22 protein-coding genes are annotated in these 22,379 nt (G+C 62.2%); 13 read left to right on the top strand and 9 right to left on the bottom strand.

Going from position 1 to position 22,379, the window contains the following annotated elements; genetic code table 11:
• Nucleotides 1–59: 59 nt before the first annotated feature.
• The 3 genes from leuB to DQ230_RS05470 all read right to left on the bottom strand — a co-directional run bounded on the left by leuB (nucleotide 60) and on the right by DQ230_RS05470 (nucleotide 2,981).
• Nucleotides 60–1,166: a 3-isopropylmalate dehydrogenase gene (gene leuB, locus DQ230_RS05480; protein ID WP_113911484.1), complete on the bottom strand. Its 1,107-nt coding sequence runs from the start codon at nucleotides 1,164–1,166 to the stop codon at nucleotides 60–62.
• A 150-nt stretch (nucleotides 1,167–1,316) separates the two neighbouring features.
• Nucleotides 1,317–1,985, bottom strand: coding sequence for a YiaD family glycine zipper/OmpA-like lipoprotein (locus DQ230_RS05475; protein WP_113911483.1), 669 nt, complete (start codon nucleotides 1,983–1,985; stop codon nucleotides 1,317–1,319).
• Between the two features lie 165 nt (nucleotides 1,986–2,150).
• Nucleotides 2,151–2,981: a methylated-DNA--[protein]-cysteine S-methyltransferase gene (locus DQ230_RS05470; RefSeq protein WP_113911482.1), complete on the bottom strand. Its 831-nt coding sequence runs from the start codon at nucleotides 2,979–2,981 to the stop codon at nucleotides 2,151–2,153.
• Nucleotides 2,982–3,082: 101 nt separating this feature from the next.
• Between DQ230_RS05470 and nth the strand changes: the two genes are divergently transcribed.
• Nucleotides 3,083–3,727 carry an endonuclease III gene (gene nth, locus DQ230_RS05465; protein WP_113911481.1) on the top strand — a complete coding sequence of 215 codons (645 nt, stop codon included), beginning with the start codon at nucleotides 3,083–3,085 and terminating at the stop codon, nucleotides 3,725–3,727.
• Complete coding sequence (locus DQ230_RS05460) at nucleotides 3,724–4,710, top strand: adenosine kinase (RefSeq protein ID WP_113911480.1); 987 nt, start codon at nucleotides 3,724–3,726, stop codon at nucleotides 4,708–4,710. Before nth ends, DQ230_RS05460 begins: the two co-directional genes overlap by 4 nt.
• A gap of 327 nt (nucleotides 4,711–5,037) precedes the next feature.
• Here the strand turns inward: DQ230_RS05460 and DQ230_RS05455 are convergent, their stop codons facing one another.
• Complete coding sequence (locus tag DQ230_RS05455) at nucleotides 5,038–5,856, bottom strand: sulfotransferase family protein (protein ID WP_113911479.1); 819 nt, start codon at nucleotides 5,854–5,856, stop codon at nucleotides 5,038–5,040.
• Between the two features lie 148 nt (nucleotides 5,857–6,004).
• On the opposite strand from DQ230_RS05455, the gene DQ230_RS05450 reads away from it, so the two are divergent.
• The 11 genes from DQ230_RS05450 (at nucleotide 6,005) to DQ230_RS05400 (ending at nucleotide 16,271) form a co-directional block, all read left to right on the top strand.
• Nucleotides 6,005–7,582 carry a DUF5928 domain-containing protein gene (locus DQ230_RS05450; protein ID WP_113911478.1) on the top strand — a complete coding sequence of 526 codons (1,578 nt, stop codon included), beginning with the start codon at nucleotides 6,005–6,007 and terminating at the stop codon, nucleotides 7,580–7,582.
• 9 nt (nucleotides 7,583–7,591) lie between these two features.
• Nucleotides 7,592–7,972, top strand: coding sequence for an HIT domain-containing protein (locus DQ230_RS05445; protein ID WP_113911477.1), 381 nt, complete (start codon nucleotides 7,592–7,594; stop codon nucleotides 7,970–7,972).
• A gap of 108 nt (nucleotides 7,973–8,080) precedes the next feature.
• Entirely contained in the window at nucleotides 8,081–8,749 is a 669-nt protein-coding gene (locus DQ230_RS05440; protein WP_113911476.1) for a 50S ribosomal protein L25/general stress protein Ctc, read from the top strand.
• Nucleotides 8,750–8,905: 156 nt separating this feature from the next.
• Entirely contained in the window at nucleotides 8,906–9,598 is a 693-nt protein-coding gene (gene pth / locus DQ230_RS05435) for an aminoacyl-tRNA hydrolase (protein ID WP_113911475.1), read from the top strand.
• 63 nt (nucleotides 9,599–9,661) lie between these two features.
• Nucleotides 9,662–10,039, top strand: coding sequence for a DUF2237 family protein (locus DQ230_RS05430; RefSeq protein WP_113911474.1), 378 nt, complete (start codon nucleotides 9,662–9,664; stop codon nucleotides 10,037–10,039).
• A gap of 182 nt (nucleotides 10,040–10,221) precedes the next feature.
• On the top strand, nucleotides 10,222–10,659 hold the full coding sequence (locus DQ230_RS05425; RefSeq protein ID WP_203228003.1) for a pseudoazurin: 438 nt from the start codon (nucleotides 10,222–10,224) through the stop codon (nucleotides 10,657–10,659).
• Between the two features lie 186 nt (nucleotides 10,660–10,845).
• Nucleotides 10,846–12,030, top strand: coding sequence for an ABC transporter substrate-binding protein (locus DQ230_RS05420; RefSeq protein ID WP_113911473.1), 1,185 nt, complete (start codon nucleotides 10,846–10,848; stop codon nucleotides 12,028–12,030).
• A gap of 175 nt (nucleotides 12,031–12,205) precedes the next feature.
• Nucleotides 12,206–12,988 (top strand): ABC transporter ATP-binding protein, encoded by a 783-nt coding sequence (locus tag DQ230_RS05415; protein ID WP_113911472.1) that lies wholly within the window; start codon nucleotides 12,206–12,208, stop codon nucleotides 12,986–12,988.
• A 94-nt stretch (nucleotides 12,989–13,082) separates the two neighbouring features.
• Nucleotides 13,083–13,907 (top strand): ABC transporter ATP-binding protein, encoded by an 825-nt coding sequence (locus DQ230_RS05410; RefSeq protein ID WP_113911471.1) that lies wholly within the window; start codon nucleotides 13,083–13,085, stop codon nucleotides 13,905–13,907.
• 52 nt (nucleotides 13,908–13,959) lie between these two features.
• Entirely contained in the window at nucleotides 13,960–14,970 is a 1,011-nt protein-coding gene (locus DQ230_RS05405) for a branched-chain amino acid ABC transporter permease (RefSeq protein WP_113911470.1), read from the top strand.
• Complete coding sequence (locus DQ230_RS05400; RefSeq protein WP_113911469.1) at nucleotides 14,967–16,271, top strand: branched-chain amino acid ABC transporter permease; 1,305 nt, start codon at nucleotides 14,967–14,969, stop codon at nucleotides 16,269–16,271. Before DQ230_RS05405 ends, DQ230_RS05400 begins: the two co-directional genes overlap by 4 nt.
• A 74-nt stretch (nucleotides 16,272–16,345) precedes the next feature.
• Here the strand turns inward: DQ230_RS05400 and DQ230_RS05395 are convergent, their stop codons facing one another.
• From DQ230_RS05395 to DQ230_RS05375, 5 genes are read right to left on the bottom strand one after another with little or no spacing between them, the layout of a single operon-like run.
• Nucleotides 16,346–16,564: a formate dehydrogenase subunit delta gene (locus DQ230_RS05395; protein WP_113911468.1), complete on the bottom strand. Its 219-nt coding sequence runs from the start codon at nucleotides 16,562–16,564 to the stop codon at nucleotides 16,346–16,348.
• Nucleotides 16,554–17,378 (bottom strand): formate dehydrogenase accessory sulfurtransferase FdhD, encoded by an 825-nt coding sequence (fdhD, locus tag DQ230_RS05390; RefSeq protein ID WP_113911467.1) that lies wholly within the window; start codon nucleotides 17,376–17,378, stop codon nucleotides 16,554–16,556. The genes DQ230_RS05395 and fdhD overlap by 11 nt, the downstream gene beginning before the upstream one ends.
• 3 nt (nucleotides 17,379–17,381) lie before the next feature.
• Entirely contained in the window at nucleotides 17,382–20,315 is a 2,934-nt protein-coding gene (gene fdhF, locus DQ230_RS05385; protein ID WP_113911466.1) for a formate dehydrogenase subunit alpha, read from the bottom strand.
• Entirely contained in the window at nucleotides 20,312–21,829 is a 1,518-nt protein-coding gene (locus DQ230_RS05380; protein WP_113911465.1) for a formate dehydrogenase beta subunit, read from the bottom strand. The genes fdhF and DQ230_RS05380 overlap by 4 nt, the downstream gene beginning before the upstream one ends.
• Nucleotides 21,826–22,302 (bottom strand): formate dehydrogenase subunit gamma, encoded by a 477-nt coding sequence (locus DQ230_RS05375; RefSeq protein ID WP_113911464.1) that lies wholly within the window; start codon nucleotides 22,300–22,302, stop codon nucleotides 21,826–21,828. The genes DQ230_RS05380 and DQ230_RS05375 overlap by 4 nt, the downstream gene beginning before the upstream one ends.
• Nucleotides 22,303–22,379 lie beyond the last annotated feature (77 nt).

Genomic DNA, 22,379 nt, shown 5'->3' with positions numbered 1-22,379 from the left:
CGGCGTTTGCAATCCCTCAAATGCGGCGCCCGTGGTGAATACGGGCGCCGCGCGCCGACTTAAAGGCTGGCGTCCAGGGCAGCGATGATTGCATCGCCCATCTGCGTGGTGGTCAGCGGGGTGCCGCCATCGGGGCCCATCAGATCGGGGGTGCGGGCGCCATCCGCCAGCACGGTTTGCACCGCATTTTCCAGCCGCGTCGCCTCGTCCCCCTGATCGAAGGAATAGCGCAGCGCCATGGCAAAGCTGAGGATGCAGGCAATCGGGTTCGCCTTGCCCTGACCGGCGATATCGGGGGCCGAGCCATGCACCGGCTCGTACAGCGCCTTGGGCCGGCCATTGGCCATCGGCGCGCCAAGGCTGGCAGAGGGCAGCATCCCCAGGCTGCCGGTCAGCATCGCGGCGGCATCCGACAGCAGATCACCGAACAGGTTGTCGGTGACGATCACATCGAACTGTTTGGGGTTGCGGCACAGCTGCATTGCGCCCGCATCGGCATACATATGCGACAGCTGCACATCGGCATAGCTTTCGGCGTGAACGGCTGTGACGACCTCGCGCCACAGGATGCCCGATTCCATCACGTTGGCCTTCTCCATCGAGCAGACCTTGCCCGAACGGCGGCGGGCCAGCTCGAACGCGGCGCGCGCGACACGGTCGATTTCGGACGTGGTGTAACGCTGGGTATTGATGCCCACACGCTCGCCGTTTTCCTCGAAAATGCCGCGCGGCTCGCCGAAATAGATGCCCGAGGTCAGCTCGCGCACGATCATGATATCAAGGCCCGCGACGACCTCCTTTTTCAGCGAGGAAAAATCCGCCAGTGCGTCAAAGCATTGCGCGGGGCGCAGGTTGGCGAACAGGTCCATTTCCTTGCGCAGGCGCAAGAGGCCGCGCTCGGGCTTGTCGCAGAATTCCAGATCGTCGTATTTCGGGCCGCCCACGGCGCCCAGCAGGACCGCGTCCACCTCTTGCGCCTTTGCCATCGTGTCATCATGCAGGGGCGTGCCGTGCTCGTCATAGGCGCAGCCGCCGACCAGATCGGTGGTCACGTCAAATGGCAGGTCGCGCTTGGCGCCGTACCAGTCGATGACCTTGGTCACTTCGGCCATGACTTCGGGGCCGATCCCGTCACCGGGCAGAATAAGAAGCGAAGGGTTGCTCATGTGGGCTGTCCTTTTCGGGATGATGCGCTGATGGGCATTGCGGTAGCGCGGTGGGCGGCAATGGTCAAGAAAGCGGGCGCGGATGAGGCGCGCAGAAAAAAGCCCCGGACAGGTGCCGGGGCTTTTTCATCTGCTTGCGCGGGGCGCGGATTACGTGCGCGCGTTGGGCAGGATCACGATTTCGACGCGGCGGTTCTGCGCCTTGCCCTCGGCGGTCAGGTTGGATGCGACGGGCTGATCCTCGCCGCGGCCAAAGGCATTGATGCGGTTGAACGCAACGCCGCCATCCATCAGCACATCGGCCACCGCATTCGCGCGCCGCTCGGACAGTTTCTGGTTATAGGCGGCGGCGCCGGTGTTGTCCGTATGACCCACCACCTGAACCGAGCTGGCAGGATAGTTTTGCAGGCTGTCGGCCACCGTCAGCAGATCATTGCGCAGGCCGCGATTGACGGTCGAGCTGTCGACGGCAAACAGGATATCCTGCGGCAGCGTTACGATCAGACGGTCGCCGGTATTGTTGATCTGCACGCGGTCATTGTCCAGATCGCGGCGCAGCTCGGCCTCCTGCTTGTCCAGCGCGTTGCCGATTGCGGCGCCGCCGATGGCACCGATGGCGCCGCCGATCAGCGCGCCCTTGCCCTTCTTGTCGCTGGCCGCTGCGCCAGTCAGCGCCCCGGCAAGACCGCCGATCAGCGCGCCCTGCTGCGTGCGGTTGGTGCCGCCCATACCTTGCAGGTTCTGCGGCCCGTCGCAGGCCGCGGTAAAGGCCAGCGCGGCGCCGGCCGCGATCAGGATGGGTGTTCTTGCTCGGATCATGGTTGGGTCGCCTCGTGTTTTGTTCGGAGTTGGGTGTCCGGACTGCCCCGGACGTGGCCGTGATTATGGGCGCACTATAGGCGCAGGCGCGGCGATGCCCAACACGGAAAAGCGCGCAAATCGGCAGGTATCCGCGCAATTTTATGTGTCATGCGTCCTTTTGCATCAGGCGTCGGCGCGGGCGCTCTCATAGGCCAGCATCGCGCGCTTGACCGGCAGGCCCCAATGATACCCGCCCAGTGCGCCCGATTTGCGCAGCGCGCGGTGGCAGGGGATCAGCAGGCCAATCGGGTTGCGCCCCACCGCAGTGCCAACGGCGCGCACCGCCTTTGGATGGCCGATGGCGCCGGCAATCTGGCTGTAGGTGGTGACATGGCCGGGCGGCACGGCCAGCAGCGCCTCCCACACCTTGATCTGGAAGGGCGCGCCTATCAGGTGCAGCGGAGTCTGACCGCGCGCGCCCAAAGCGGCCTCTACCCACGGGCGCAAACGCTCGGGCGCCTCGATGAATGTGGCCTTGGGCCAGCGGGCGGTGAGGTCGGCCATGACCGCCGGATCGCCCGGTTCAGCGGCAAAGCCGATGCCGCAGATCCCCTTGGCCGTGCCCATCACCAGCGCGGGGCCAAAGGGGCTGTCGAACCAACCCCAATGCACGGCCAGCCCGTCCCCCTTGCGGGCAAAATCGCCGGGGCTCATCGCCTCCCACCGCACGAACAGATCGTGCAGCCGCCCGGTGCCGGACAATCCTGCCTCATTTGCCACTTCCAGCATAGTGCAGCGATCGTCCAGCAGCGCCTTGGCATGGCCAAGCGTCAGATATTGCTGGTAGCGTTTTGGCGAAACCCCGACCCAAGCCGAGAAAATACGCTGAAAATGTGCCGCGCTCATCCCCATCTGCGCGGCGATCTGCTCCAGCGTCATGGCCGGGCCGCCCGCGTCGATCACCGCGATGGCGCGGCGCATGACATCGAAATGATAGCTTTGCTGTGACGGCATTTGGCGGGCTCCCTGATGATGGGGTCAATTTAGGCACGCACGGCCACCGCCGCGACCCGAATGTTGCGCAATGGCGCAAATCCGGCCATAGGGTTGCACCTATGAGCAAGCAACTCGACTATCACACGATCCGCGCCATTTTCGAGCGGTTTCAAGAGGCGCAGCCGCACCCCGAGGGCGAGCTGCACCACACCAACGCCTATACGCTGGTCGTGGCTGTCGCGCTGAGCGCGCAGGCCACCGATGCGGGCGTGAACCGCGCCACGCATGATCTGTTCCGTATTGCCGATACCCCGCAGAAAATGCTGGATCTTGGGCTGGAGGGCGTGACCGATCATATAAAATCCATCGGCCTCTACCGGCAAAAGGCAAAAAACGTCATCAAGCTGAGCCAGATCCTGGTCGATGAATATGACGGCGAAGTGCCCAATTCCCGCGCCGCGCTGCAATCGCTGCCGGGGGTGGGGCGCAAGACGGCAAATGTGGTGCTGAACATGTGGTGGAACATGCCCGCGCAGGCCGTCGATACGCATATATTCCGCGTCGGCAACCGCACCGGCATCTGCCCCGGCAAGGATGTCGTCGCGGTCGAGCGCGCGCTGGAGGATCATATCCCGGCAGATTTTCAACACCATGCGCATCACTGGCTGATCCTGCATGGCCGCTACCACTGCAAGGCGCGCAAGCCCATGTGCCCCACATGCCTGATCCGCGACCTGTGCCCCTATGAGGACAAGACACCATGAAAAACTATCAGGCCGTCGGCATCGGGAATGCCGTGGTGGACGTGATTTGCCGCAGCGACGATGCGTTTCTGGCGCAGATGGGCATCGACAAGGGTGTCATGCAACTGATCGACGCCGAGCGGGGCGAGGCCCTGTATGCAGCGATGGACAACCGCGTTCAGATGGCGGGCGGATCGGTCGCCAACACCATGGCCGGGCTTGGCGCGCTGGGGCTGAGCACCGGATTCATCGGCCGCGTGCGCGATGACGAACTGGGCCGCGCCTATGCGGACGATCTGGCGCGCGTCGGCACCGATTTTGTCAATACGCCGGTCGCGCAAGGCGAACTGCCGACCTCGCGCTGCATGATTTTCGTCTCGCCAGATGGCGAGCGGTCAATGAACACCTACCTGGGCATCTCGACCGAACTGGGCGCAGCCGACGTGCCGGATGCGATCGTGGTGGGCGCGGATCTGCTGCTGCTGGAGGGGTATCTGTTCGACAAACCCAAGGGCAAGGCGGCCTTGGCGGCGGCGGCCGAGGCATGCCGCAACGCGGGCGGCATGGCCGGCATTTCGCTGAGTGATCCCTTTTGCGTCGACCGGCATCGCAGCGATTTTCGCAGCCTGATCCGGGGGCTGGATTACGTGATCGGAAACGAACACGAATGGTCCTCGCTATACGAAACCGAGGATCTGGACAGCGCGCTGGCGCAGGCCGCCGCCAAGACGGGGCTTGTGGTCTGCACACGGTCGGGCGCGGACGTGATCATCATGCGCGGTGACAGGCGCGTCGATGTGCCGGTCGCGCGCATCTCCCCTGTCGACACCACCGGCGCGGGCGATCAATTCGCCGCAGGTTTCCTGTATGGCCTGACCACCGGAAAATCGCTGGCTGTCGCCGGGCGCATGGGCTGCATTGCCGCAGCCGAAGTCATCTCGCATTATGGTGCACGGCCTGAGGCGGACGTCAAGGCGCTGTTCGCCGCCGAAGGCCTGATCTGATCGCAGCGCCGCGCGCAATTCCAAGCTTTAGCGCGCGGTGCAGCCGGTGGATTTGGGTATTTTCACCAAGAAAAAACCCAAGGTGCGCACCCCGGTGTCCGGCGTCGGTCGCAGCGTTCGCGATGCAAACCGGATGCCGGGGCGCGGCTTTTCCTTGGGCGGTCATCGGCTCCCCAGCCTGTACCGCACGGCTGAGTATGGCAGGTGCAGGTGAAGAAGTAGTTAAAGCGCGTAAAAAAGAAACCGCAGGGTCTTTGGGAGACGCATTAAGGCTTTTCTTGGTGAAAATACCCAAATCCATCGCCTGAAACGGGCGCGCGGCTGGAATTATTCGCCCAGCTTTGCGTGCACCTCGTTCAGGTCAATCTCGCCGATGGGCATTTTGTTCGATGGGTCTTCGAAATCGTATTTGAACAGCTCGAAGTCGCGTTTGTAGATTTCGTACATCAGGTGCATTGACAGATCGTCGAAATAGTCCGCAACCGGGTGGGCGCGCTTGGGGCCGTGCCCTTCGCTTTCGTTGAAGCGGGGAATGGCGGCCAGATCCACCTGATACGGCGTCTGAATCGCGTCCAGAACGTCCTGCATTCCGTCATTGAACGTTTCGGTCCAGAAGATGCGGTCATAGGTGCCGCCATTGGCGATATAGGTGCCGATATGGCCCGACATGGCCGACCAGTGGATGTCCGGCTCCATCGGGCGGCGCCAGCGGATGGTGTCGCGCGCGAACAGCAAAAACCGGCGGAAGCTGGCGATCTGGTCAAACTCCTGCTTGCCGTCGTCGCCGCCCACCTCGATCCCGTATTTCTGCACCAGCAGCGGCACGAGTTTGCCGCGGTAGCGTTTGCCGTTGCGCTGGATGCCGCAGATCTTGTCGAAAAAGCTGCTGAGAATGCGGGTGTACGGGTTGCGAACGCAGGTGAACGCATAGGAGGTATGTGTGCGCACATTGGCCGAGATCAGCGGCTGGCTGTCATCCATCGCCCATTTATGCAGGCCCTGTTTGGCGTCATGGATATCGCCGTCGTAAAAGCTGCCATGGTCGGAGTAGTACATGATCTGGCCAATGGTGGAGCAGGCGCATTTGGGCACCACGCGGTACACCACGCTTTCGCTTTGTGTCATCCATGTGCCGGGAAACCCCATGATCGCCGCCCTTGCCCAACCTGCCATGTCCTGTTCAGGACTTATTAGCTACCGCTGTGGTAAAACGCGCATATTGCGGTTTAATCGGTGTTTGATCAAGATTATCATTGCAAACAATCGGCAGAGCAAGGGGTAGTCTGTTTCCCATATGGCGAAAATTGCCTACATTCTTTTGTGTCACAAGGACCCCGAGGCCGTCATTGCTCAGGCTGAAATGCTGACAGCTGTGGGCGATTGCATTTCCATCCATTTTGACGGGCGCGCCGATGCGTCCCAGTTTGCGCAGATAAAGGCGGCGCTGGCGGATAACCCGAATGTCTGCTTTGCGCGCAGGCGTGTCAGATGTGGCTGGGGCGAATGGACGCTGGTGCAGGCGACGCTGTTGGCGGTTGAGGCCGCTGTTCAGGCATTTCCGCGCGCCACACATTTCTACATGCTGTCCGGCGACTGCGCGGCGATCAAATCGGCCCGTTATGCGCATGAGTTTCTGGATGCGCGCGACGTCGACTACATCGAAAGCTATGATTATTTCGAAAGCGACTGGATCAAGACCGGCATGAAGGAAGAGCGGCTGATTTATCGCCACTTTGTCAACGAACGCAAACACAAGCGGGTGTTTGATGCCGCGCTGAACCTGCAAAAGCGTCTGGGGCTGAGCCGGGAAATTCCGCATGATATTCAGGTGCAGATCGGCAGCCAGTGGTGGTGTTTGCGGCGCCGCACGGTGGAGTGGATCCTTGATTTTGTGCGCGAACGGCCGGATGTTGTCCGCTTTTTCCGCACCACCTGGATTCCGGATGAGACGTTTTTTCAGACGCTTGTGCGCCATATCGTTCCCGGCACGGAAATTGAGACGCGGACGCTGACGTTTTTGATGTTTACCGATTACGGGATGCCGCAGACCTTCTACAATGATCATTACGATCTGCTTTTGGGGCAGGATTTTCTGTTCGCCCGCAAGATCAGCCCCGAGGCGACCGAGCTGAAGGCGCGGCTGGCGGCGCTATATGCCAATGATGCCGCGACGTTCAAAATCTCGAACGAGGGGCGCAATCTGTTCACGTTTCTGACCGGGCGGGGCCGGATCGGCCGCCGCTTTGCCCGCCGGTTCTGGGAAACAGAAAGCACGCTGGGGCGCCACCGCGAGCTGATGATACTGGTGTGCAAGAAGTGGCACGTTGCCAAGCGGTTGCTGCACAGTATCCGGCAGGTCACGAATCTACCGGCGGCTGAATACCTGTTCAATGAGGAGGGCGGCGATCTGCCCGACCTGGGCGGTATTCAGGCCAGTCTGGGCAAGCGGACGCGCCATCGCCGCGCCTTGATGCGGATGCTGTTTGATTATCACGATACCGACCGAATGATTGTCTGCATGGACCCCGGCAATCTGGATCTGTTGCAGGATTTCTACGGTGACAGATCCACCACGCGCCTGCTGGAGATCCAGTGCGATTTCACCGATGACTACCTTATCGGCCATGCGCGGCGCGTTGGCCTGGCGGGAGAGCAGACATCACCGGAAACGCTGGAACGGCTGTTGCCCACCATCCGGGGCGAGACGACATATGAAAGCGACAAGATCCGCGATGCCGAGTTTGAGCATCACTACATCATGCGCCAAGGCGCGCGCCCCGAAGAGAACGCCGTGCCGATTTCTAAATTCCTGAGCATCGGCTATGATCCCGCATTACGCATTGCGCACACCGACCACCTGTTTGCAGATTGAGGAAACACGATGAGCTTTGAGTATGACGACCAGAATATCTTTGCCAAGATCCTGCGCGGCGAGATCCCGAACAGCACCGTGCTGGAAACCGAGCATAGCCTTGCCTTTCATGATATTGCTGCGCAGGCGCCGGTGCATGTTCTGGTCATCCCCAAGGGGGCGTATGTCACCTATGATCACTTCATCGCCGAAGCGAGCGACGCTGAAATCGTCGATTTCAACCGCGCCATTGGCGAGGTCTGCCGCCTGATGAAGCTGAGCGGCGCCGATACCGATGGCGGATTCCGCATTATCGCCAATGCCGGCGCGCACGCGTTGCAGGAGGTGCCGCATCTGCACATGCATGTGCTGGGCGGGCGCCCTCTGGGCCTGTTGCTGGACCGGGGCTAGGCGCGGTATATTTGCTCTTCCCCTTTGGGCAGAATTCGACTAAGCGGGCGACTTCACGCGGGGCTACAGCCTTGGAGGAGCCCCGCCTTTATGTATGGAGAATTACACATGGCTGGAGAAATTCCTGATCTTCAAGCCCAGGAACGCACGGGGACAGGCAAGGGCGCCGCTCGTGCCGCACGCCGCGCTGGCATGGTTCCGGGTATCGTTTTTGGTGGTGACAACGACCCGTTGCCGATCAACATTCCGTTCAACGAGCTGCTCAAGAAGCTGAAGAAGGGCCGTTTCAAGTCGACCCTGTTCAACCTCAAGGTTGACGGCCACGACGATGTGCGCGTCATCTGCCGCGATGTTCAGCGTGATGTGGTCAAGGATCTGCCGACGCATCTGGACCTGATGCGCCTCAAGCGGACGACCAAGATCAACCTGTTCATCCCCATCGACTTCCAGCACGAGGACGAGTGCCCGGCCATCACCAAGGGCGGTGTCATGACAACCGTTCGCGGCGAAGTCGAGCTGATCGTCACGGCGGGCGACATTCCCGACGCGCTGATTGTTGACATGCGCAAGCTGGTCAATCTGGGTGACACGATCACGATTTCGGATATCGAGCTGCCCGAGGGCGCGGAACTGGTGATCAAGGACCGTGACTTCATGATTTGCAACGTGACAGCACCGTCGGCGCTGAAATCGGATGGCGATGACGAAGACGATGTCGATGCAGGCGAAGTGCCGACCATCGAGCAGGATGCGGACGTCCCCCCGACGGACGAGTGATCTTCGGCCAAGGCTGATTTCCCGAAACGCGGCCCTTGGGGGCCGCGTTTTTCGTTTCAGGGTCTTGCCCAGACGGATATGCCTGACAGGGGGCTGCTATTGCTTCCGGGCGCGGCGCCGCCTAAACCCGATAGAGGGCAATCGACGAGGCATCCCATGCTGATCTTTGCAGGGCTGGGAAATCCCGGCGCGAAATATGCGGGCAACCGGCACAATATCGGGTTCATGGCGTTGGACCGGATCGCGGCGGATCACGGCTTTGGCCCATGGAAGGCGCGGTTTCAGGGGCACGCCTGCGAGGGCAAGCTGGGCGGTGCCAAGGTGCTGCTGCTCAAACCCGGCACATTCATGAACCTCAGCGGGCAATCGGTGGGCGAGGCGATGCGGTTCTACAAGCTGGAGCCGACAGACATCACCGTGTTCCATGACGAGATTGATCTCGCCCCCGGCAAGCTGCGGGTAAAGGATGGCGGTGGCCATGCGGGGCATAACGGGCTGCGGTCCATTCACCAGCATATCGGCCCGCATTACAGCCGGGTGCGCATGGGTGTCGGCCATCCGGGCCGCAAGGAGGCGGTGCCGGGCTATGTGCTGAACGATTTCGCCAAGGCGGATCGGGATTGGCTGGATGACGTGCTGCGCGGCATCAGCGACGGCGCGCCCTATCTGGCTGACGGCGACGCGGGCCGTTTTCAAAATGCGGTGGCGCAGCGCACGGCGCCTGCGCGGTCCTCTGGCGGCAAGCCGGGGGACGCCAAACCACCCGCCAGCGCCCCCCAGCCCGAAAAGACGCCGGAGGCACCGGACAACCGCAGCGCCCTGCAAAAGCTGGCAGACCGGTTTCGCTAGGCGCCGCTTGCCGACCGCGCCGGGCGTGTTAGGCTGGCGGGCAGCAGCAAAGGGGTGATGCAGATGCAAAAGGACGATCCTGTCAACGTTTTGGGCGGGCCGCTGGCGCCCTGTTCCCAGACCGATCCTGTCACCGGATTTTTCCGCGATGGGCATTGCAATACCTGCGCCGAGGATCGCGGCAGCCACACCGTTTGCGCGCAGATGACCGCCGAATTTCTGGCGTTCTCGAAATATGTCGGCAATGATCTTAGCACGCCGCGCCCCGAGTTCGGCTTTGCCGGGTTGGCGCCGGGCGACCATTGGTGCCTGTGCGCCGCGCGGTTCGCGCAGGCCCATGACGAGGGCTGCGCGCCCAGGGTCCGACTGGACGCCACGCATCTGCGCGCGTTGGATATCGTACCGCTTGAGGTGCTGCGCGCAAACGCGGCCGCCGAGTGATGCAGGTCGCGCCGGGTGTTGCAGTCACCTGGAATACCTGATTTCTGGCGATGCGACACTTTGTGCCGGCATGCGGGCATGGAAATTCCTCCAGTCGCGCTTAGGTCCCGGTACAGGCGTTTGAAAAAACGGCTCCGCCGTGATGCATCGCGGCGGATATACCACCTGAAAAAGGACACTATATGACTTTCAAGACAATGATCGCCGCGTCGGTTCTGGCGCTTGTCCCTGCCTTGGCCATGGCCGAGGTGCACGAGGTCAAGATGTTGAACAAGGGCGAGGCCGGCGTCATGGTTTTCGAGCCGCGCTTTGTATCTGCCGAAGTGGGTGACACCATCAAGTTCCTGCCCACCGACAAGGGCCACAATGCCGAAAGCATGAAAGGCATGCTGCCCGAAGGGTACGAGGCGTTCAAGGGCAAGATCAACGAAGAGATCGACGTCGAGCTGACCGCCGAGGGCGTTCTGGGCGTCAAATGCACGCCCCATACCGGTATGGGTATGGTCATGGTCGTTCAGGTCGGCGACGCCCCCGTTCCGGACGATTTCATGGACGCCAAGATGCCAAGAAAGGCCAAAGAAGCCTTTGAGGAGATTCTGGCCGAAGCCGATCTGGGCTGATCGCGTCCACATCTGAACGCCGCGCGCCCTGTCCGGAACATCTCCGGGCAGGGCGTTTTTGCACCATGTGCGGCGATATTGGCCGACAAGACTATAAGCGGCGCCGCTGTGGAAGAGGCTTTTCTTCTTCCTGCGCTCTGATTACGCTCCGGATCGGACCTATGTTCCAACGAATGGGAGACGATAATGAAAAAACTAATGATGGCCACCGCCGCGACCGCCCTGATGGCCGGTGCCGCCCACGCCGAAGACGTCAAGCTGGGAATCCTGCTGGGATTCACCGGACCGCTGGAATCGCTGTCGCCGAATATGGCCGCTGGTGCGAAACTGGCGATCGCGCAAATCAACGAGTCGGGCAACTTCATGGACGGCCAGACGGTTGCCTCCGTCGAGGGTGACACCGGCTGCATCGATGCCAGCCTCGCCGTCGCCTCGGCCGAGCGGTTGATTACGTCAGACGGGGTTGTCGGCATCATCGGCGGCATGTGCTCGGGCGAGACGGGCGCGGTCCTGCAAAACGCGGCCATTCCGAACGGCGTTGTGATGATTTCGCCCTCGGCGACGTCCCCCGCGCTCAGCACGGTCGAGGATAACGGCCTGTTCTTCCGCACGTCGCCGTCCGATGCCCGCCAGGGTCAGGTCATGGCCGACATCCTGAACGAGCGCGGCATCAGCGAAGTCGCCGTGACCTACACCAACAACGACTATGGCAAGGGTCTGGCCGACGCGTTCGAGGCGTCGTTCACCGAATCGGGTGGCACTGTCACGCTGAATTCGGCCCATGAAGACGGCAAGGCGGACTATTCCGCCGAAGTCGGCGCGCTGGCCTCGGCCGGCGGCGAAGTTCTGGTCGTGGTCGGTTACATCGATCAGGGCGGAGCGGGGATCATCAACGCGGCGCTGGATTCGGGTGCGTTCGATACCTTCATGTATCCCGACGGCATGGTGTCCGAAACGCTGGAGAAAAATTTCGCCAGCGCGACCGAAGGCTCCTTTGGCCAGCATCCCAACGCCGACGGCGAAGGCGCGGACCGCTTTACCGAAATGAGTAAAGAGGCCGGTTTTGATTCAACCAGCGCGTTTTCCGCCGAATCCTATGATGCCGCCGCGATGATCCTGTTGGCGATGCAGGCCGCCGGATCAACCGATCCGTCCGTCTACAAGGACAAGATCATGGATATCGCCAACGCGCCGGGCGAGGAAATCCTGCCCGGCGATCTGGGCAAGGCATTGCAGATCCTCAAGGACGGCGGCGAAATCGACTATGTCGGCGCCGCTGCGGTCGAGCTGATCGGTAACGGCGAAACCGCCGGCAGCTACCGCGAGATCGAAATGAAGGATGGCAAGATGGTCACGGTCGGCTTCCGCTGATTGGCCGGTACTCGCAGCAAAACTGTGGTTCGGATGCACATCCGGGCCACTTTTGGACGCTTTACCGCAGGCAGAGGGTAACGCCACTGTTGCGAAACAAGCCGGGCTTTCTATAAGCGGCACAGATTGAAAAGGCCCCGCCACGCGCGGCGCCCCTGGGGCAAGAGGCACGTTGATGATCGCTGTTGACAATCTGCACAGGCATTTCGGCGGATTTCACGCCGTGGACGGTGCCAGCCTGACCTTCGAGGAGGGCGCGATCACCGGTTTGATCGGCCCCAACGGCGCGGGCAAGACGACACTGTTCAACGTGATTGCAGGGGTTCACACACCAACGTCCGGCCGCGTCACCATGGGCGGCGAGGATATCACCGGCCTTGCGCCGCACGAGCTGTTTCACAAGGGCGTCCTGCGCACGTTTCAGATCGCTCACGAATTCCACTCGATGACCTGCCGCGAGAACCTGATGATGGTGCCGGGCGGCCAGTCGGGCGAGCGGCTGTGGAACACCTGGTTCGGGCGCAAGCGTATCGCGGACGAGGAGCGCGCACTGCGCGCCAAGGCCGACGAGGTGCTGGAGTTTCTGACCATTCAGCATCTGTCCGAACAAAAGGCGGGCCAGATTTCTGGCGGCCAGAAAAAGCTGCTGGAATTGGGCCGCACCATGATGGTCGATGCGCGCATCGTGTTTCTGGACGAGGTTGGGGCCGGCGTGAACCGCACGCTGCTGAATGTCATCGGCGACGCCATCCTGCGCCTGAACGCCGAGCGTGGCTATACCTTTGTGGTGATCGAGCATGACATGGATTTCATCGGCCGCCTGTGCGGTCCGGTTATCTGCATGGCCGAGGGCCGTGTTCTGGCCACCGGCAGCCTGGCCGAGATCAAGGCCAATGAGCAAGTGATCGAGGCATATCTGGGCACCGGGCTGAAGAACCGCGACAAGGTGACGGCGTGACGCGCCGCTGTCGCCGCCTTGGGGGCGCTGCCCCCTGCGTTGAATTTCCGGGGAAATTCAACGCTCCCCCGGGATATTTGGAGCAAGAAGAAATATGAGCAGCGATCCCTATGGCGACCGGGGCAACAAGGACGTGTCCATCGCCAATCCGCGCGGTGGCGGCAGCGCCGAGCCGGTTCGCGGTGGCGGCACGGCAACGGCGGCGCCGGGCGGGCCGTTTCTGATTGGGGAGGCGATGACAGGCGGGTACGGCAAGGGGCCCGACATCCTGCATGACTGCACGATTTCGGTGGATAAGGGCGAGATTGCGGTGATCGTCGGCCCGAATGGCGCAGGCAAATCGACCGCGATGAAGGCGGTTTTCGGAATGCTGGATCTGCGCGCCGGGAATGTGCGACTGAACGGCGAGGATATCACCGCCCTGTCGCCGCAGGACCGGGTTGCCAAGGGCATGGGATTTGTGCCGCAGACGAACAACATATTCGCCTCCATGACGGTGGAGGAGAATTTGGAGATGGGCGCCTTCATCCGCACGGATGACTATTCCGGCACGATGGAGCAGATTTACGATCTGTTCCCGATCCTGCGCGACAAGCGCCATCAGGCCGCGGGCGAATTGTCCGGCGGGCAGCGCCAGCAGGTGGCCGTGGGCCGTGCGCTGATGACGCAGCCCAAGGTGCTGATGCTGGACGAGCCGACCGCGGGGGTCAGCCCCATCGTGATGGACGAGCTGTTTGACCGTATCATTGACGTGGCGCGCACGGGCATTCCGATCCTGATGGTCGAGCAGAACGCGCGTCAGGCGCTTGAGATTGCCGACAAGGGGTATGTGCTGGTGCAGGGGGCGAACGCCTATTCGGGCACTGGCAAAGACCTGTTGGCGGACGAAGACGTGCGCAAAAGCTTCCTCGGGGGATGACGATGCAGCATTTCATTGCGAATAACTGGCTGACCAGCGGAGAGAGTGACTGATGGATTTTCTCAACGCAATCATCGCAGTTGCGAATTACGTGCTGGTCCCCGGCATCGCCTATGGCAGCCAGCTGGCGCTGGGTGCGCTGGGGGTCACGCTGATATATGGCATCCTGCGTTTCTCCAACTTTGCCCATGGTGACACGATGGCCTTTGGCGCGATGGTGACAGTGCTGGCAACCTGGTGGTTGCAGTCGATTGGCGTCAGCCTGGGGCCGCTTCCGACGGCGCTGTTGGCGCTGCCCATTGGCATTTTGGGCTGTATCGGCCTATTGTTGGCGACGGATCGGCTGGTTTATCGCTTTTACCGCGAGAAAAAGGCGAAGCCGGTGATCCTGGTGATCGTGTCGATGGGCGTGATGTTCATCATGAACGGCATCGTGCGGTTCATCATCGGGCCGGACGATCAGCAGTTTCTGGATGGCGAGCGGTTCCTGATTTCGGCCCGCACGTTCAGGGAAATGACCGGGCTGGACGAGGGGCTGGCGATCAGATCGACGCAGGCAATCACGCTGGTGACGGCGGTTGTCGTGGTGGCGCTGCTGTTTTGGTTTTTGAACCGCACCCGCGCGGGCAAATCCATGCGCGCCTATTCCGATAACGAGGATCTGGCGTTGCTGTCGGGGGTGAACCCGGAGCGGGTGGTGATGCTGACCTGGATCATCGTAGCGGCGCTGGCGACGACTGCGGGGGTGCTGTACGGGCTGGATAAATCCTTTAAGCCGTTCACGTATTTTCAACTTTTGTTGCCGATATTTGCCAGTGCCATTGTTGGTGGCCTGGGCAATCCGTTGGGCGCCATTGCGGGCGGGTTTGTGATCGCGTTTTCGGAGGTGACGATTACCTATGCGTGGAAAAAGGTGCTGGGCTATTTGTTGCCTGACAGTCTGGCGCCGGATGGTCTGGTTCAGTTGCTGAGTACGGATTACAAGTTTGCCGTCAGCTTCGTGATCTTGCTGATCGTTCTGCTGTTCAGGCCAACGGGATTGTTCAAGGGGCAGTCGGTATGAACACCACGGTCAAAAATGTCAGCCTGTTTGCCATTGTCGGCGTTCTGATCCTGCTGACCGGATTTTTGCAAAGCTGGAATGCCGCCATTCTGATCCTGAATATGGGGTTGATTTCCGCCATCATGGCGCTGGGCGTTAACCTGCAATGGGGCTTTGCGGGGCTGTTCAACATCGGGATCATGGGCTTTGTCGCGCTGGGCGGGCTGGCGACGGTGCTGGTGTCGATGCCGCCGACCGAAGGCGCGTTTGCCGCCGGCGGCGTGCGCGTCGTTCTGGCCATGGTGATGGGTGCGGCGACCATTACGGCCGCTGTGCTGCTGTATCGGGCGATGGCCAAAGGCTGGCCGCGGACGGTTGCCATGATTGCCCTGCTGGTGGTGGGATTTTTCATCTATCGCGCGGTGCTGGACCCCGGCGTTGCGGCGATCGAGGCGATTGATCCGGCGGCGACCGGGTATCTTGGCGGGCTGGGCCTTCCGGTATTGCTGGCCTGGCCGGTGGGCGGCGTTTTTGCGGCAGGGGCCGCATGGCTGATCGGCAAGACGGCGCTGGGACTGCGTTCGGACTATCTGGCGATTGCGACGCTGGGCATTGCCGAGATCATCATCGCCGTGATGAAGAATGAGGATTGGCTGTCGCGCGGGGTGAAAAACGTGATCGGCATCCCGCGTCCGGTGCCTTACGAGATTGATCTTCAGGGTGATTCCGGATTTGTCGAGCGTGCGGCGGGTTTGGGTCTGGATCCGGTCATGGCCTCGACGCTCTATGTCAAGCTGCTCTATGCCGGGCTGTTTCTGGCGGTTCTGCTGGTGCTGCTATGGATGGCACAGAAATCGCTGGCCAGCCCGTGGGGGCGCATGCTGCGCGCGATCCGCGATAACGAGGTTGCAGCGGAGGCGATGGGCAAGGATGTCAAACGGCGGCACTTGCAGGTGTTCATTCTGGGCAGCGCCATTTGCGGCATCGCAGGCGCAATGATGACCACGCTGGACAGCCAGCTGACGCCGAGCGCGTATCAGCCGCTGCGGTTTACCTTCCTGATCTGGGTGATGGTGATTGTCGGCGGGTCCGGCAATAACTTTGGCGCTGTTCTGGGTGGCTTCCTGATCTGGTTCCTCTGGGTTCAGGTCGAGCCGATGGGCAGGTTGCTGATGGATATCATCACTGCGGGGATGACGGATGGCTACTGGTTGAAGACCCACATGCTGGATTCGGCGGCGCATATGCGGCTGTTTACCATGGGGCTGGTGCTGTTGCTGGTCCTGCGGTTCAACCCGCGCGGCCTGATCCCCGAGAAATAGGACAAAAAAGCAGGGCCATTTCCGCAATGATGCGGGAATGGCCCTGAGGTGCACGGGAGGGTGTTGGTGGTGGCCTATTCGGCCGGAACACGGATAAACGCGCAGGCGTCCAGTGCCAGCGGCGACAAACCCTTGCCACCGGCCGCAACATGATCGGCCAGTTTGGCGCGCATCCGGGGTTCCCAGAAATCATTGATGTGAGCGGCAACACTTTCGGCCTGACCTGTGCCGGGCTGCGTTTTGAAATAGGTGGCGATCTGGTTGATCATCATGATCAGTTTGTCAGGCTGCATTGCAGGCTCCTGTCTGGATACGGTCTGGATGGGAATAAAGATCAAACCCGCCTTCGCGCGCAAACGCCGCCAGCGTCAGCCCGGCACGGTCGGCCAGGCGCAGCGCATGGGCTGTCGGCGCGGATACGGCGATCAGAACCGGGCAGCCGGCGATCACCGTCTTCTGCACCATTTCGACCGATACGCGCGACGTCAGCACGATCGCACCCTCGCGCGGATCGATGCCCTGATGTGCCATCGCGCCGATCAGCTTATCCAGCGCATTGTGGCGGCCCACATCCTCGCGCGCGCACAGGATCTGTCCGCCGGGGCGCATGAAACCGGCAGCGTGAACCGCGCGGGTCAAATCATGCAGCGGCTGGTGGGCGCGCAACGCATCGGTCGCGCGCGCCACGTCGCATTGGCTGACTGCGGTTTTGCCGGGGGCAAGCACGGGCAGGCTGCGAATGGCCTGCTCCAGGCTGTCGATACCGCAAAGCCCGCATCCGACGGGACCCAGCATATTGCGCCGCCGGGTTTTCAGCGCTTCCGAGCGGTCGCCGGTCAGCCAGAACCGCGCCTCGATGCCCAGATCATGGGGGACGATCTCGAATTCGGCCACATCCTCGGGATGCGTGATGAACCCTTCGGTCAGGGCAAAGCCTAGGGCGAAATCGGCCAGATCATCGGGCGTCGCCATCATCACCGCCGCCGTGGTCCCGTCAAAGACCAAGGCGACCGGCGTTTCTTCGGGGAGGGAACGGTTGATGTCGCGCACGCCCTCCCGGCGGACCGAAAGGCCCGCCGCACTGTGTGTAACCCACGGGGAAACCATGGCTTATTCCGCCGCTGGCAGGATGCGGCGCGATTGCGCTGCCTGTGCGTTATACTCCTCCTGCCAGTCTGTCGGGCCGTTGGAGTGCGACACCTGCACCGCCGTCACCTTGTATTCCGGGCAGTTGGTGGCCCAGTCCGAAAAATCGGTGGTGATGACGTTGGCCTGCGTGTCGGGATGGTGGAAGGTGGTATAGACCACACCCGGCGACATGCGGTCCGACACCTTGGCGCGCAGCGTGGTCTCGCCCGAGCGCGAGGCCAGCTTGATCCATTGGCCGTCCTTCAGGCCGCGCAGTTCGGCGTCATGCGGGTGGATTTCCAGCAGGTCCTCGTCATGCCACAGGCTGTTATCGGTGCGCCGCGTCTGCGCACCGACGTTATATTGCGACAGGATGCGCCCGGTGGTCAGCAGCAGCGGGAAGCGCGGGCCGGATTTTTCCTCGGTCGCCACATATTCGGTGACGATGAACCGCCCCTTGCCGCGCATGAACCCGTCCACATGCATCAAGGGCGTGCCATCGGGATGCGCCTCGTTGCAGGGCCACTGGACGGAGCCTTTCTCCTCCAGAACGTCATAGGACACGCCGGCAAAGCTGGGCGTGGTCAGCGCGATTTCGTCCATGATTTGCGTCGGGTGGGTATAGGTCCAGCCCGCGCCCATCGCATTTGCCAGAAGCTGCGTCACCTCCCAGTCGGCATAGCCGTTCAGCGGTTTCATCACCTCGCGCACGCGGTTGATCCGGCGTTCGGCATTGGTAAAGGTCCCGTCCTTTTCCAGAAAGGTCGAGCCGGGCAAAAACACATGCGCGTAATTCGCCGTCTCGTTCAGGAAAAGGTCATGCACGATGACGCATTCCATCGCGGCCAGGCCGGCGGCGACGTGTTTGGTGTCCGGGTCCGATTGCAGGATATCCTCACCCTGGCAGTAAAGCCCCTTGAACGTACCCTCGACCGCGGCATCCAGCATGTTGGGGATGCGCAGCCCCGGCTCGCTGTCGATCTGGACGCCCCAAATCTGTTGATAAATGTCGCGCACGTCCTGATTTTTGACGTGGCGGTAGCCCGGCAATTCGTGCGGGAAAGATCCCATATCGCAGGAGCCTTGCACGTTGTTCTGGCCGCGCAGCGGGTTCACGCCCACGCCGCGGCGGCCGATATTGCCGGTCAGCATGGCAAGGTTGGCGATGCCGATGACGGTGGTGGAGCCTTGGCTGTGTTCGGTCACGCCCAGCCCGTAATAGATGGCGCCATTGCCGCCCGTCGCGAACTGGCGCGCGGCGGCGCGCAGATCGGCGGCGGGAACGCCGGTCAGCAGCTCGGTCGCCTCGGGGCTGTGGCGCGGGTCGCTGATGAATTCGGCGTATTCGCTGAATTCATCCCAGTCGCAACGCTCGCGGATGAAATCCTGATCCATCAGCCCTTCGGTCACGATCACATGCGCAAGGGCCGAGACAACGGCCACGTTGGTGCCGGGACGCAGCGGCAGGTGATAGGACGCCTCGATATGGGCCGAGCGCACCAGATCAATCTTGCGCGGGTCGATCACGATGATCTTGGCGCCTTCGCGCAGGCGCTTTTTCATGCGGCTGGCAAAGACAGGATGCGCGTCGGTCGGGTTGGCGCCGATCAGGATGATGACATCGGTGTCCTCGACCGAATCGAAATCCTGCGTGCCGGCCGATGTGCCAAAGGTCTGGCCCAATCCATAGCCGGTGGGTGAATGGCACACGCGCGCGCAGGTGTCGGTGTTGTTGTTGCCGAAGACCGCGCGGGTCAGCTTCTGCACCAGGTAGGTTTCTTCGTTGGTGCAGCGTGACGACGTGATGACGCCGATGGATTTCTTGCCATACTTGTCCTGAAGGCCGCGCATCCGCTGGGCCGCGAATGTCAGCGCCTCGTCCCAGCTGACCTCCTGCCACGGCTGATCAATGCTGTCGCGGATCATCGGGTTCAGGATGCGGTCCTTGTGGTTGGCATAGCCATATGCGAACCGGCCCTTGACGCAGGAATGGCCGCGATTGGCCTTGCCGTGCTTGTAGGGGACCATGCGCACCAGCTCGTCGCCGTTCAGTTCGGCCTTGAACGAACAGCCAACGCCGCAATAGGCGCAGGTGGTGATCACCGACCGCTCGGGCGTTCCCAGCTCGATGATGGATTTTTCCTGAAGCGACGCGGTCGGGCAGGCCTGCACGCAGGCGCCGCAGCTGACGCAATCGGAGGCCATGAAATCATCGCCTGTCATGCCCGCCGACACGCGGCTTTCGAATCCACGCCCTTCGATGGTCAGCGCGAAGGTGCCCTGCACTTCCTCGCAGGCGCGCACGCAGCGCGAGCAGACGATACATTTGCTGGGGTCATAGGTGAAATAGGGGTTGGATGTGTCCTGCGGGATGTATTCGGGGTTGCCCAGATCCGCCGCGACCGAGCGCGCGCGGGTGTCGCCCTGCGCCAGCGTGCCAAGGCCCGATGCGTCGTAATGGTTGCGCCCGGCCTCGTACCGCTGGTCGCGCAGGCCGACGACGCCGGCCATGTCCTGCAATTCGCAATCGCCGTTGGCGCTGCATGTCAGGCAATCCAGCGGGTGGTCGGAGATATAAAGCTCCATCACGCCCTTGCGGATCTTCTTGACCTTGGAGGACTGGGTGGTGACGGCCATCCCCTCGGCCACTGGCGTTGTGCAGGAGGCGGGCGTGCCGCGGCGGCCCTCGATTTCCACCACGCAGAGGCGGCAGGAGCCGAACGCTTCGATATTGTCAGAGGCGCAGAGCTTCGGGATCTGCATTCCGATTTCGGCAGCCGCGCGCATGACCGATGTACCCTCGGGAACGGTGACGGAAAACCCGTCGATGGTCAGGGTGACGGGCGCGCCGGTGCGGGCGGGGGTGCCCATGTCGATATCGTCGTGAACGGATTTGGGTATGATGAAATCTTTCATTCTGCAGCCTCCTGCTGACGCGCGAAATCGTCGGGGAAATGGGTAAGGGCGGACATGACCGGGTAGGGCGTGAACCCACCCAGCGCGCAGAGCGAGCCTTCGGTCATCGTGTTGCACAGGTCTGTCAGCAGCGGGATCGCGGCGGCATCACCGCGCGCGATACGGTCGATGGTTTCGACCCCGCGCACCGATCCGATGCGGCAGGGCGTGCATTTGCCGCAGCTTTCGACGGCGCAGAATTCCATGGCAAAGCGCGCCATTTGCAGCATGTCCGCGCTGTCGTCGAAGATCACCACGCCCGCATGGCCGATCAGCCCGCCGTTTTCGCCGAATTCCTCATAGGCAAACGGTGTGTCGAATTTCGACTGTGGCATATAGGCGCCCAGCGGGCCGCCGACCTGCACCGCCTTGACCGGGCGGCCCGTCGCGGTGCCGCCGGCGATGTCGTTGACCAACTCGCCCAGGGGCATGCCAAAGGCCGTCTCGAACAGGCCGCCATATTTCACATTGCCGGCGATCTGCACCGGCATCGTGCCGCGCGAACGGCCAAGGCCGAAATCGGCATAATGCTGCGCGCCGCGTTCCATTATCACCGGTACGGTGGCCAGGCTGATGACGTTGTTCACGACTGTGGGTTTGCCCAGAAACCCCTCCAGCGCGGGCAGGGGCGGTTTGGCACGGACGACGCCGCGCTTGCCCTCCAGCGAGTTCAGCAGCGACGTTTCCTCGCCGCAGACATAAGCGCCCGCGCCGACACGGATTTCCATGTCAAAGCTGCGGTCTGTTCCCAGAATGCCTGCGCCCAGAACGCCGTTTTTGCGCGCCGTCACCACGGCGGCGTTCATCACGTCGATGGCGTCTGGATATTCCGAGCGCAGATAGACGTAGCCCTTGGTCGCACCGACGGCGAGGCCGGCGATTACCATGCCTTCGATCAGTGTAAAGGGGTCGCCCTCCATGATCATGCGGTCGGCAAATGTGCCACTGTCGCCCTCGTCGGCGTTGCAAACGATGTATTTCTGGCTGGCCTCGGCGCCCAGCACCGTGTTCCACTTGATCCCGGTGGGAAAACCCGCGCCGCCGCGTCCGCGCAGGCCGCTATCGGTGACTTCGGTTACGATGTCGGCAGGGCTCATCGTCAATGCGCGGCGCAGACCAGCAAGGCCGCCATGCGCCTCGTAATCTGCCAGATCCAGCGGGTCGATCACACCGCAACGGGCAAAGGTCAGGCGGGTCTGCCGCGCGAAAAAGGGGATATCCTCGACCTTGCCGAGGCTGTCCAGCTTGCCATCCAGCAGGGCCGGCACATCGTCCACCGTGACGGGGCCAAAGGCGCGGCGGCCATCGCCGGTGTCGATTTCCACCAGCGGCTCCAGCCAGATCATGCCGCGGGTGCCGTTGCGGATGATGGTCGCGTCGATGCCGCGGGCCGCGGCCTCAAGCTGGATCGCGGCGGCCACGTCATCGGCGCCCAGTGCCTTGGCCGCGCTGTCGAGGGGGATATAGATTTTCATGCGCCTGCCTCCTTCAAGAGCTTGCTCATGCGGGCGGCGTCCAGACGGCCGACCACCTTGCCGTCGATCATTGCGGCGGGTGCGCAGGCGCACAGGCCAAGGCAGTAGACCGGCTCGATCGTGACGTTTCCGTTGGGGGTGGTGCCGTGCCACGCGACGCCCAGTTCAGCCAGCGCGCCTTCGGCCAGTGCGGTGCCGCCCATGGACTGACACGCCTCGGCGCGGCAGATCCTGACGACGTGGCGCCCGGCGGGAACCTCGCGGAAGTCGTGGTAGAAGGACATCACGCCATGCACTTCGGCCTTGGTGATGTTCAGCGCCACGGCGATCAGCGGCACGGCTGTCTGGGGGATGTGGCCGAACGCGGCCTGAATGGCGTGCAGGATCGGAAGAAGCGGACCTTCCAGATGCAGGTGGTCGGCGATGAGCGCCTGAATGTCGGGGTCTGCCGGGGCTGGCGTCGAATGTTGCATGGCTGGCCTTTTCTGCTGTGCTTGCAGAAGGCTACCTGTGGGCGTGATCTTTATTCAATATCGCATTCTCGTCAAGC

Origin of the sequence: Roseovarius dicentrarchi (genome assembly GCF_003316635.1) — a bacterium.
GTDB classification, from domain to species: Bacteria; Pseudomonadota; Alphaproteobacteria; order Rhodobacterales; family Rhodobacteraceae; genus Roseovarius; species Roseovarius dicentrarchi.
The sequence above is the reverse complement of the archived record's forward strand: the minus strand, read 5'-3'. Positions and strand labels throughout refer to the sequence as shown.

Bases quoted from the DNA above. Each gene is read 5' to 3' on its own strand.
- leuB (WP_113911484.1), bottom strand. From the start codon at position 1,166: ATGAGCAACCCTTCGCTTCTTATTCTGCCCGGTGACGGGATCGGCCCC.
- DQ230_RS05475 (WP_113911483.1), bottom strand. From the start codon at position 1,985: ATGATCCGAGCAAGAACACCCATCCTGATCGCGGCCGGCGCCGCGCTG.
- DQ230_RS05470 (WP_113911482.1), bottom strand. From the start codon at position 2,981: ATGCCGTCACAGCAAAGCTATCATTTCGATGTCATGCGCCGCGCCATC.
- nth (WP_113911481.1), top strand. From the start codon at position 3,083: ATGAGCAAGCAACTCGACTATCACACGATCCGCGCCATTTTCGAGCGG.
- DQ230_RS05460 (WP_113911480.1), top strand. From the start codon at position 3,724: ATGAAAAACTATCAGGCCGTCGGCATCGGGAATGCCGTGGTGGACGTG.
- DQ230_RS05455 (WP_113911479.1), bottom strand. From the start codon at position 5,856: ATGGGGTTTCCCGGCACATGGATGACACAAAGCGAAAGCGTGGTGTAC.
- DQ230_RS05450 (WP_113911478.1), top strand. From the start codon at position 6,005: ATGGCGAAAATTGCCTACATTCTTTTGTGTCACAAGGACCCCGAGGCC.
- DQ230_RS05445 (WP_113911477.1), top strand. From the start codon at position 7,592: ATGAGCTTTGAGTATGACGACCAGAATATCTTTGCCAAGATCCTGCGC.
- DQ230_RS05440 (WP_113911476.1), top strand. From the start codon at position 8,081: ATGGCTGGAGAAATTCCTGATCTTCAAGCCCAGGAACGCACGGGGACA.
- pth (WP_113911475.1), top strand. From the start codon at position 8,906: ATGCTGATCTTTGCAGGGCTGGGAAATCCCGGCGCGAAATATGCGGGC.
- DQ230_RS05430 (WP_113911474.1), top strand. From the start codon at position 9,662: ATGCAAAAGGACGATCCTGTCAACGTTTTGGGCGGGCCGCTGGCGCCC.
- DQ230_RS05425 (WP_203228003.1), top strand. From the start codon at position 10,222: ATGACTTTCAAGACAATGATCGCCGCGTCGGTTCTGGCGCTTGTCCCT.
- DQ230_RS05420 (WP_113911473.1), top strand. From the start codon at position 10,846: ATGAAAAAACTAATGATGGCCACCGCCGCGACCGCCCTGATGGCCGGT.
- DQ230_RS05415 (WP_113911472.1), top strand. From the start codon at position 12,206: ATGATCGCTGTTGACAATCTGCACAGGCATTTCGGCGGATTTCACGCC.
- DQ230_RS05410 (WP_113911471.1), top strand. From the start codon at position 13,083: ATGAGCAGCGATCCCTATGGCGACCGGGGCAACAAGGACGTGTCCATC.
- DQ230_RS05405 (WP_113911470.1), top strand. From the start codon at position 13,960: ATGGATTTTCTCAACGCAATCATCGCAGTTGCGAATTACGTGCTGGTC.
- DQ230_RS05400 (WP_113911469.1), top strand. From the start codon at position 14,967: ATGAACACCACGGTCAAAAATGTCAGCCTGTTTGCCATTGTCGGCGTT.
- DQ230_RS05395 (WP_113911468.1), bottom strand. From the start codon at position 16,564: ATGCAGCCTGACAAACTGATCATGATGATCAACCAGATCGCCACCTAT.
- fdhD (WP_113911467.1), bottom strand. From the start codon at position 17,378: ATGGTTTCCCCGTGGGTTACACACAGTGCGGCGGGCCTTTCGGTCCGC.
- fdhF (WP_113911466.1), bottom strand. From the start codon at position 20,315: ATGAAAGATTTCATCATACCCAAATCCGTTCACGACGATATCGACATG.
- DQ230_RS05380 (WP_113911465.1), bottom strand. From the start codon at position 21,829: ATGAAAATCTATATCCCCCTCGACAGCGCGGCCAAGGCACTGGGCGCC.
- DQ230_RS05375 (WP_113911464.1), bottom strand. From the start codon at position 22,302: ATGCAACATTCGACGCCAGCCCCGGCAGACCCCGACATTCAGGCGCTC.